Source organism: uncultured Nitratireductor sp. (assembly GCF_913053745.1).
GTDB lineage: Bacteria > Pseudomonadota > Alphaproteobacteria > Rhizobiales > Rhizobiaceae > Nitratireductor.
The window spans coordinates 1-9,724 of record NZ_CAJXGF010000158.1; the positions used below are offsets into that span (position 1 = coordinate 1).

Sequence of the window (9,724 nt, forward strand, 5' to 3'; positions counted from 1 at the left end):
TGTCGAGCACCGCCGCCGCCATGGCGCGCGGATCCGCCAGCCGCACGCAGCCATGACTGAATGCACGGGTGTCACGCTGAAACAGGCTCTTGGACGGCGTATCGTGCATGTAGATCGCATGGCGGTTGGGAAACAGAATCTTCAGCTCCCCGAGCGCATTGTTGCGACCGGGTTTCTGGCGCACGCTGTATGGGATGTTGCTGCCATACCGGCCCCAATTGACGGCCGATGAAGACACCTGCCGTCCCTGTCGGTTAACAACCTCATAGCCATTGCGATCGAGATAGCTGGGATCTCGCCAGAGCTTCGGCAGCATTTCGTTGACGAGTATGGAGCGGGGAACGCCCCAATAGGGATTGAATTCCACCGTCTCCAGCTTATCGAAAAAAAAGCTCGTCTGGTTGGCATTGCGCCCCACCACCGTGCGCATCGAAATGCGCGGTTTTCCGTCCTCGAAGAAATCGACGTTGAAAGCAGCCGCATTGATGACCACACGCGTATCGCCGAGCTCCGAGGGATGCCAGCGCAGGCGCTCCAGAGCGAAAAGCACTTTTTCGATGCGCGCCACCTTGGAAACGCCGGCAATCGCCGCGACCGTGCGCGGACCGATAATACCGTCCGGCTTGAGGTCGTGGCTCTCCTGTGTCGCCTTCACGACCGGCACCAGCGCCTGGGAATAGACTTCGCTTCCCTCGTGCTCTTTCAAGATTGACCCATGAGCCTCGATAAAGGCGGCATCGGCATCGCGTTCGATGATCTTAAGCAGCTTGGCAAGCTCGGGATTCCTTCCGCCGGGGCGCACAAAGGTTTTGGGGTCGACGACGATTTCACGCTCGGCAGTCCCTCGAAGCAATTCCAATTCGGCCCGAAGCTTGCGATAGATGTCGTTGCGCGGATGCAAGCCTTCGAGATAGCGATCCGCTTTTGTCATGTTCGCCATGAAACCGATGGTCTGCACCAGGTTCATCGGTTTATCGGGAAAATCGTGATAGCCGGACAGCTTGTTCGGATCGACACGGCCAGCGTGCGCATCGCGTGCATAGCGCAGGGCGCGTGCCGTCAGCGTCATCTCGAACCGGATCAGCTCCTTCTGACGGGCCGCAATATCGTCATAGGAAAAATCGCTGCCGGGCACCCCCACCGTGTAGTCGACATCCGAAAGGCCATAACCGGACGCCTCCGAAAGCACGCGCAGCACACCCTTGGCGCGATCATTTACCTGATAACCTGAGACCCAGACGAAATCCGGGTTCCTTTCGTAAAACGTGACAATCGCCTCAGCGATGTCCTTCTCGGCGTATAATTCCACTCCCTCCAGCATCGGCAGCGCCTCGCGGAAGGAAACCCCTTCAAGCATTGGCTCGAATACGTTTTCAGGCACAGGAACCGAAATTTCGGAAAACGCCACATGAGCGAGCGGTGCCGGTTTGTAATTGTAGTAGGAGGGCCCCGAGATTTTGGGCGCCTTTACCGGTTTGCGCCTCACCGGAGCAGGTTTTACGGTCCGCGGCGGTTCACTACGCACGCGGCTGGTTGGGCGGTTGCCTCCACCGAACAGCATGTCGAAAAGGTTGTCCGACTGCGCATGGGCCTGGCCTACGCCACCTGCGAACAACATTCCCGCCACACAGGCCAGTCCGCTTTTGCGCATGGACTTCAACATGATCGATCACCCCGCCGCGTTCCCGGCTCATTGCCACAACTGCGTTATTCTGAATCACAACCAAAATAACAGTTATTGGGCGAACGGTCGCGCGAAGATCGATAAAATTGTCATGAATGGCACGGTCAATCGACGTTTGGTAAACAATCTTCTAATGTTCTCGCTGTCTCGCCCTCCAAACGCCTTTCCTGGCGTGTGGAGACGAAAGCGGCAACACGCGCGGCGATGCCCGGATCAGCGAGAATGCGGCGGTGTCCAAAACCAGGTGCCCACACCAGGGAGACATGGGCGCCGGAGCCCGCCAGTGCCCTTGCATCCGATGCCGAAACCTCCTTGTCTTCCGGTGCGTGGACGACGAGCGTTGGGATTTCGAGATCCTGCAACTGTTGCGCGCCGACGAAAGCATTAACCGGCGCCCCGGCAATCTTCTCGACGCATCCCTCGAACGCCTTTTGGCTGGCTGGGCCGAGCCCAGCGAAACGGCCGAACCGCGAAAAGAGATCGGGGAGAGCGTTGGGCGCGGCGATGCTCACAAGCCGCCGCGCCGGCACCGGCGGGACACCGGCAACGGACCCGGCGATCGCATTAACGGCGACGGCACCGCCGAAAGAATGCCCAACCATGGCGTCAAAAGGTCCAAACCATTGCGCCACGGCGTTCACGGCCGCAACCGCCTTGGGAATATTCAGGGTGCGCCCGCCCGAAGCTCCATGACCGGGAAGATCGAGTGACACCACGCGGAAACCGCGCTTAAGCAGGGCTTCGACGATAACGCGCATATGTTCGGTGCGGGAACGCCATCCATGCAGCACGAGAACCGCAGGCCCATCGCGGCGCCCTCCCCAGTTTGTGAATTCATAAGCCACGACGTCGCCATGCTCGGTCGTGAGCGGGTGTTTGCGCGCGCCTCTCATAAAGTCGCGAGACAGGGCAAGAACGCGCTTTTCCTTATCCGTCAGCCGCGCCGGGTTCGGCGTCCGGCAGAACAGCCGAAAAGCCATACTGCCGGCGAGGCTTGGCGCGACATATTCGAGTGTGCCAAAAAGGCCTTTCAGGATCCGCAAGCTGAAACGAGTCATGGTGGGAACCGATATAATGTTCAAGCATGAACAAAGTTAGTTCAAACATGAACAAAAAACAAGAACTCCCCTGGGACAATCCGCGTTTTCGTACATGGATCGCCGTGGCGCGTGCGGAAAAAGCAATCGTGCGCGCGCTCAGCAAGGCGCTGGAACCGCTCGGGCTCAAGATCGCGCAACTCGACATGCTGATGAACCTCTACCGCCATCCCGGACAATCCCAGCACGATCTGGCGCGGCGTCTTCTGGTCGGGCGCTCGAACATCACCATGCTCTTGCCGCAACTGGAAACGCAGGGATTGGTGCGCCGCGAGAGTGATGCTAACGACCGTCGCGTTCTAAGACTCTATCTGACGCAGGATGGTGAGGAACGGTTAATGCAGGCGCTGGCCGTATACACCAAGCTGATCGACCGTGTGATGGCGCAATCGACACCGGCGCAATGCGAGGCTATGGGCGAACAAATGCGTCGAATCAGCGAAGCGTTGGCCGACGACTGATCGCCAATCCTACCAGTGTTTGGGTGTCCGTGTCAGTTCACCTCGCCCGGGTCAGGAATCCTGAGATAGTTGCGCGGCGAAGCGCCCAGCATCCTCTTGAACATCGTCGTGAAAGCAGCAACGCTGTCATAGCCAAGATCGAGCGCCACGGTTGTGACCGCTTCACCGCTGGCCAGCCTCGGCAGGGCGGCAAACAGGCTGGCCTGCTGGCGCCAGAGCGACAGGCTGACGCCCGCCTCCTGCTTGAAGCGACGAGTGAAGGTGCGTCGGCTCATACCGGCGGCGCGCGCCCACTGATCGATCGTGACACGGCTTTCCGGGGCCTCAAGAAACGAGCGACACATGCGTGCAAGCCTCGGATCAGCGGGAAAAGGCAGTCCCAGAGGCAATTCGGGCAACCGCGGAATCTCATGCATGATGAGCTTATAGAGCAAACCGTTTCGACCTGTCGGTTGCGCGACATGCGGCAAGGGAGCCACCTCTTCCAGAAGACTGCGCATCAAAGCGGTAATACCAACGACACGCGGTCTGGCCGGAAGACCTGAAATCGCTTCCGGCAGAACATAGACCGACTGCATGCGCACATCGGTCATCATTTCAACCGCGTGTTCGATACCGGGGGGAATCCAGATCGCCTGCCCCGTGGGCACCATCCAATGTCCAAAACCGGTTTTGACCAGAACGACCCCGCTGCTGACATGGAGAAGCTGGCCACGAGTGTGACGGTGCACCGGCACGTGAACGAAAGCCGATTGCGCAACCTCGCCGACGACAAGGTCACCCTCAACGTCCTCAAGCCAGGATCGGCGCTTTTCGTCGTTAATCGGACGATCCTTATTGACGATCACCGTATTGGGGCTGTCAGCTGAATTCATTTGGCCCACTTGCGAAAAAACTAGACCAAATCACCAAGGAAGGTCATTTGCAAGAGGCGTATAAGCGGCTGCCGCTTCGATGGTGGCCTCTTTCCATGGAGTATCCACGTGACTGACACCGCCGCCAACCGCGCCTCCGCGCCGGCAGAACGGACTGCCGTTGCAGTACTGCTTGCCGTCAGCTTCTGCCACATGCTGAACGATATCATGCAGTCGATGCTCGCGGCGATCTACCCTATGCTGAAAAGCGATTACGGACTGGATTTCTGGCAGATCGGTCTTCTGACCATGGCGTTTCAGGTAACAGCTTCGCTGTTACAACCGGCCATTGGGCTGACCACCGACAAGAAACCCATGCCCTATTCGCTCCCGGTCGGCATGGGCTCCACCTTTATCGGGCTCCTGCTTTTGGCGACAGCGGCCAATTATTCACTGCTCCTCACAGGTGCGATGTTCGTCGGCCTCGGATCGGCGATCTTCCATCCGGAATCCTCGCGCGTAGCCCGGCTCGCATCGGGCGGCCGATATGGATTGGCGCAAGCGGTATTCCAGGTTGGCGGCAATGCGGGCACTGCCATAGGACCGCTGCTCGCCGCCTTCATCGTCGTGCCGCGGGGACAGGGCAGCGTCGCCTGGTTTTCGCTCGCCGCGCTTTTGGGCATGATCGTTCTTTGGCGTGTGAGCGCATGGTATTCGGGTTACCGCCGGCGCGCCGCTTCGCGTCCAGCGTCGACACCCGCACTCATCCTGCCGCGTGGCAAGGTTGCCATGTCCTTGGCGATCCTGGTGTCACTGGTCTTCGCCAAGAACGTCTATATGGCCGGTATTTCCAGCTACTATACCTTCTTCCTGATCGAAAAATTCGGTGTCAGCGTTCAACAATCGCAGATTATGCTTTTCATCTTCCTGGGTTCCGTTGCCGCCGGCACAGTGTTGGGCGGACTCATTGGAGATCGTATCGGTTCCAAGACCGTCATCTGGTTCTCGATCCTCGGCGTGCTGCCCTTCACGCTGGCGCTGCCCTATGCGAATTTTTTCTGGACCCCGATCCTGACCGTGGCCATCGGCCTGATCCTCGCCTCCGCCTTCCCTCAAATCGTTGTATTCGCGCAGGAATTGCTGCCAGGCCGCGTGGGCATGGTCGCCGGCATGTTCTTCGGCTTTGCCTTCGGGCTCGGCGGACTGGGTGCTGCCGTGCTCGGTATCATCGCCGACAGCACAGGCATCGAGTTCGTTTACAAGATCTGCTCCTACCTGCCGCTGCTCGGTCTGTTGACAGTGTTCCTCCCCAACCTCAAAAGGGCGGGATGAAGCAGGAGGAAACACGCCATGAAGGTTAAACGCATCGTCAGCAACATCGCCTCTGACAATCAGAAGGAGGCAAAACGCTTTTACGGCGAGGTGCTCGGGTTAGACACGCTGATGGATTTGGGTTGGATCGTGACCTACGGCGCGGACGATCGGATGAGCTTGCAGATCAGCGTGATGTCGGAAGGTGGATCGGGCACGCCCGTGCCCGACCTCTCCATCGAGGTGGACGATCTCGACGATGCTCTGCAACGCGTTCAGACTGCGGGCTATCCAATCGAATACGGTCCGGTGGACGAGCCTTGGGGCGTGCGCCGATTCTACACGCGCGATCCGCTTGGCAAACTCGTCAACATTCTGGTTCACCGATAAGGTGTTTTTCTACCACATGGTTTTTTGCGCGCGGCCGGACCATTCCCTGTCATAAGACACGCCGTCGATCTCCTTACGACTCGTCGCTTGGAGAATCTGGCCGGGCGTGGGCAGGCTCTTCGGATCGACGTGCTTTTCGCCGTTCCAGAGATCGGAGCGAACGATCGCTCGCGCACACTGGAAATAGACTTCATCCACCGCAAGCACGATGACGGACCGCGGGGGCGCATCGTCAACGGCAAAGGAAGCGCACAATTTCGGATCGATCGAGAGTTTCGCGCGTCCGTTGACACGCAGGGTGGTGCCGGATCCCGGGATCAGAAATAGAAATGCAACCCGATCGTCACGAACGATGTTCCGCAATGAATCGGTCCGGTTGTTGCCGCGTCGGTCGGGCATCATCAGCGTCTTGTCGTCATGAATGCGCACGAAACCAGGCTTGTCGCCGCGCGGCGAACAATCGATCCCCTCCGGGCCGATGGTGGCCAGCGCCACGAACGGCGAAGCGTCAATCAACTTCGCATATTCGGGAATCACGCAGTCCGACACTTTGACGAGCGATGCCTGCCCGGGCGTTCCGTAGAGCGCCTCCAGCGCTTCAACCGACGTGATACAATGTTCATTCGCGTCAAGCGTCACGGCTTAGTCCCTTCTCCTGCAATTCATCGAGATAGCCCTGCCATTTGGCATCTTTTTGCGCAACAAGTTCGTGAAGATAGGCCCAGGTGAAAATGCCGCTTTGATGCGCGTCGCTAAACACGATTCGCACCGCATAATTGCCCACCGGCTCGATACGACTGATCGTGACATGCCGCTTGCCGGGCACTGTAACGCGCTGCTCCGGCGCATGCCCCTGCACCTCAGCCGAAGGTGAAAGAACCCGAAGCATCTCGGCGGTCAACTCCACCGGTTCGGCCTGCGGGAACAGAACCGTCATGATTGAACGATCCTTGGAAACGCGCAACTCCCTAGGAGATCTCATCGTGCACCGCCTTTCCTCGACAGACCTATTCAGCTTTGGCCCAAGTGAAAAGCCCCTTCCTCCAATTGCCCCTACAAACATAGAAATGCTAGCTTGCGGTGCTTGAACGATCTGCCGTTCATGACGACATGATTGGGTAACATCCTGATGAACCATGCCAGCGGAAGCGAGCCAATGACGCAGAGCACGATGATCGATCCTTTCGGCCGCGCGATAGACTATCTGCGCGTTTCGGTGACCGATCGCTGCGATTTCCGGTGCGTCTACTGTATGGCTGAAGACATGACGTTTCTTCCCAAGCGCGACCTTTTGAGCCTCGAGGAACTGGATCGGCTTTGCACGGTGTTCATCGAAAAGGGCGTGCGACGCCTGCGATTGACCGGCGGAGAACCGCTGGTGCGCAAAAACATAATGCATTTGGTGCGACAGCTTTCACGTCATCTGAAAACCGGAGCCCTTGAAGAACTCACGCTAACCAGCAACGGCTCGCAGCTCGAACGCTTCGCCGACGAGCTCGCCGACTGCGGCGTAAAGCGCATCAACGTTTCCATCGACACGCTCGACCCCGAAAAATTCCATGCCATTACTCGCTGGGGCCGGCTCGAAAAGGTGATGCGCGGTATCGAGGCCGCCGAGAAGGCGGGCCTGAAAATCAAGCTTAACACGGTGGCACTGAGAGGCTTTAACGAGGACGAGATCCCCGAAATGCTGCGCTGGGCGCACGGGCGCGGAATGGATATGACCGTGATCGAAACAATGCCGATGGGCGAAATCGACGGAGACCGGACAGACCAGTATCTGCCACTGTCCCTTCTCCGCGCGCAGCTCGAAAGACAGTTCACGCTCACGGACATTCCTTTCAAGACCGGCGGCCCGGCGCGCTACGTTCGGATTGCTGAGACGGGTGGCAAACTCGGCTTCATCACCCCGATGACGCATAATTTCTGCGAAAGCTGCAATCGCGTGCGCATCACCTGTACGGGTATGCTTTACATGTGCCTTGGCCAGGATGCCTCTGCCGATCTGCGCGCGTCCCTGCGTGCATCCGAAGGCAATGAAACGCTCGCAAGCGCGATCGACAGAGCCATAGCCCGCAAGCCCAAGGGGCACGATTTCGTCATCGACCGCCGTACCAATCGCCCCTCCGTTTCCCGGCATATGAGTGTTACAGGCGGCTGAAACTGGTCCGTTCCTTTTCGCTAGCTGACCGATTGCCAAATCCATAAGGTATACTTAGCATCGTCTTTGATTGCGAAATCGGGATTCGTTTTCGCAAAAGGTCGTTGAAGTTGCTCCGAAGTGGGAGCGCTGTTTCGATGGGCGGCATGCTTGCCCATGAAGCGTGCATCGCGAGGTGGTCGTGTCGTTTTCGCCGAATGCGCGCGGTGCGCTTTTCATGTCCATTGCCATGGCTGGCTTTACCGTCAATGATGGACTGACCAAAATCGTTGCGGAAGCCATGAACATGGGCCAGGTAATGCTGGTACGCGGGGTCATGGCCACTCTCCTCATGCTCTTCTTCGCTTGGCGCTGGAAGGCGTTGAGGAATCCGCGAGCTATCCTCCATCCCATGGTGGGGCTGCGCGTGGCGGGAGAAACCGGTGCGACGGTCTGTTTTCTCTCGGCACTGGCACACATGCCGATCGCCAATCTGACCTCGGTCATGCAGGTTCTACCCCTTACAGTGACAATGGGGGCGGCTTTTTTTCTTGGCGAACCCGTCGGCTGGCGGCGCTGGAGCGCTATCCTGGTCGGCTTTCTTGGCATTGTGATCATCATTAGGCCGGGTTTCGAAGCCTTCAACGCCTATTCGCTCTACGGCATTGCCGCCGTTGCATGCGCTACCATGCGCGACTTGACCACACGCCGGATACCCAAGGATATCCCCTCGCCGCTGATCTCGACCGCCACCGCCGCCGCAGTGACGGTTGCCGGTGCGGTGCTCATCGTACCTTACGGCGGCTGGTCGCCAATAAATGGAACGGATTTCACGATCTTAGTCGGTGCGACGCTGTGCATTGTCTGCGGTTATCACTTCATCGTTCTGTCGCTACGGTCCGGCGATCTCTCCTTCATCGCACCGTTCCGCTATACGGCACTCCTTTGGGCAATCGCGATCGGCATTGCCCTGTTCGGCGACTGGCCGGACTGGGCGATGATCGAGGGTGCATCGCTCGTCATCTCATCCGGCCTCTATACTCTGTATCGCGAGCAGATTGTCGACAAAGTCGTTCCGGCCGCGAAAAGCACGAGCCCAAGCATGGCAACGGAAGGCACATGAGAAGCCGAGCGAAAGCCTTCATCAAACTCGAATGGAAGAGAATTCCAGCTTCAAGATTCAGTGGAAAGATTTGATCGCGCAAGGTTTTCAGGACGTTATGGAAAAGTTCTTATCTCGCTCCACCACGCCTCCTCATATTGTCACGCTGGTGCTCGCGACCGCCACGGCTGCGGTCTCTATGAACGTTTTCCTGCCTTCCCTGCCGGGAATGGCCGTCTATTTCCAAGCGGATTACGGAATCGTCCAATTGGCGGTTTCGCTTTATCTGGCCGCCACCGCCGTGTTGCAACTCGGCATCGGGCCGGCCTCGGACCGTTTCGGTCGCCGCCCGGTTATGCTCACCTGCTTCTGCATCTTCATTCTGGCCACCATCGCCGCGCTGATGGCGCCCAACATCACGGTTTTCCTCGCCTGCCGGGTGATGCAGGCGTTCGCCGCCGCCGGCATGGTGCTGTCACGCGCAATTGTACGCGACACGGTCGGCGCCGACGAAGCAGCCAGCCGCATCGGCTACATCACCATGGGCATGACATTGGCACCAATGCTCGGCCCACTGGTCGGCGGTTTTCTCGACGAACTCTACGGCTGGAAGGCGACGTTCTACCTGGTTCTGGGATTCGGCCTGATCTCCGTCATGATCGTCTATCTCGATCTCGGCGAGACA

11 protein-coding genes are annotated in these 9,724 nt (G+C 58.5%); 6 read left to right on the top strand and 5 right to left on the bottom strand.

Annotated features, from left to right (window positions below; all coding sequences use genetic code 11):
- The coding region (locus QZ638_RS19780) for a L,D-transpeptidase family protein (RefSeq protein ID WP_295813617.1) at positions 1-1,663 on the bottom strand (1,663 nt) is incomplete at its 3' end.
- Between the two features lie 125 nt (positions 1,664-1,788).
- Positions 1,789-2,742 carry an alpha/beta fold hydrolase gene (locus tag QZ638_RS19785; RefSeq protein ID WP_295813618.1) on the bottom strand — a complete coding sequence of 318 codons (954 nt, stop codon included), beginning with the start codon at positions 2,740-2,742 and terminating at the stop codon, positions 1,789-1,791.
- Between the two features lie 47 nt (positions 2,743-2,789).
- On the opposite strand from QZ638_RS19785, the gene QZ638_RS19790 reads away from it, so the two are divergent.
- Positions 2,790-3,242 (top strand): MarR family transcriptional regulator, encoded by a 453-nt coding sequence (locus QZ638_RS19790; RefSeq protein WP_295813619.1) that lies wholly within the window; start codon positions 2,790-2,792, stop codon positions 3,240-3,242.
- Positions 3,243-3,274: 32 nt separating this feature from the next.
- On the opposite strand, the gene QZ638_RS19795 is transcribed toward QZ638_RS19790, so the two are convergent.
- Positions 3,275-4,117 carry a helix-turn-helix transcriptional regulator gene (locus QZ638_RS19795; RefSeq protein WP_295813620.1) on the bottom strand — a complete coding sequence of 281 codons (843 nt, stop codon included), beginning with the start codon at positions 4,115-4,117 and terminating at the stop codon, positions 3,275-3,277.
- Positions 4,118-4,225: 108 nt separating this feature from the next.
- On the opposite strand from QZ638_RS19795, the gene QZ638_RS19800 reads away from it, so the two are divergent.
- Complete coding sequence (locus tag QZ638_RS19800; RefSeq protein ID WP_295813621.1) at positions 4,226-5,428, top strand: MFS transporter; 1,203 nt, start codon at positions 4,226-4,228, stop codon at positions 5,426-5,428.
- A gap of 18 nt (positions 5,429-5,446) precedes the next feature.
- On the top strand, positions 5,447-5,797 hold the full coding sequence (locus QZ638_RS19805; RefSeq protein WP_295813622.1) for a VOC family protein: 351 nt from the start codon (positions 5,447-5,449) through the stop codon (positions 5,795-5,797).
- Between the two features lie 9 nt (positions 5,798-5,806).
- Here the strand turns inward: QZ638_RS19805 and QZ638_RS19810 are convergent, their stop codons facing one another.
- A complete protein-coding gene (locus QZ638_RS19810; RefSeq protein ID WP_295813623.1) occupies positions 5,807-6,436 on the bottom strand; it encodes a pyridoxamine 5'-phosphate oxidase family protein in 630 nt (209 codons plus the stop codon).
- Positions 6,426-6,779 (bottom strand): DUF971 domain-containing protein, encoded by a 354-nt coding sequence (locus QZ638_RS19815; RefSeq protein WP_295813624.1) that lies wholly within the window; start codon positions 6,777-6,779, stop codon positions 6,426-6,428. The genes QZ638_RS19810 and QZ638_RS19815 overlap by 11 nt, the downstream gene beginning before the upstream one ends.
- 174 nt (positions 6,780-6,953) lie before the next feature.
- Between QZ638_RS19815 and moaA the strand changes: the two genes are divergently transcribed.
- The 3 genes from moaA to QZ638_RS19830 all read left to right on the top strand — a co-directional run.
- Positions 6,954-7,958, top strand: coding sequence for a GTP 3',8-cyclase MoaA (gene moaA, locus QZ638_RS19820; protein WP_295813625.1), 1,005 nt, complete (start codon positions 6,954-6,956; stop codon positions 7,956-7,958).
- Between the two features lie 181 nt (positions 7,959-8,139).
- Positions 8,140-9,060 carry a DMT family transporter gene (locus QZ638_RS19825; protein WP_295813626.1) on the top strand — a complete coding sequence of 307 codons (921 nt, stop codon included), beginning with the start codon at positions 8,140-8,142 and terminating at the stop codon, positions 9,058-9,060.
- Between the two features lie 97 nt (positions 9,061-9,157).
- The coding region (locus QZ638_RS19830; RefSeq protein WP_295813627.1) for an MFS transporter at positions 9,158-9,724 on the top strand (567 nt) is incomplete at its 3' end.

What these genes read in the sequence shown, in the direction of transcription:
- QZ638_RS19785 (WP_295813618.1), bottom strand. Translation starts at nt 2,742, where the DNA reads ATGACTCGTTTCAGCTTGCGGATCCTGAAAGGCCTTTTTGGCACACTC.
- QZ638_RS19790 (WP_295813619.1), top strand. Translation starts at nt 2,790, where the DNA reads ATGAACAAAAAACAAGAACTCCCCTGGGACAATCCGCGTTTTCGTACA.
- QZ638_RS19795 (WP_295813620.1), bottom strand. Translation starts at nt 4,117, where the DNA reads ATGAATTCAGCTGACAGCCCCAATACGGTGATCGTCAATAAGGATCGT.
- QZ638_RS19805 (WP_295813622.1), top strand. Translation starts at nt 5,447, where the DNA reads ATGAAGGTTAAACGCATCGTCAGCAACATCGCCTCTGACAATCAGAAG.
- QZ638_RS19815 (WP_295813624.1), bottom strand. Translation starts at nt 6,779, where the DNA reads ATGAGATCTCCTAGGGAGTTGCGCGTTTCCAAGGATCGTTCAATCATG.
- moaA (WP_295813625.1), top strand. Translation starts at nt 6,954, where the DNA reads ATGACGCAGAGCACGATGATCGATCCTTTCGGCCGCGCGATAGACTAT.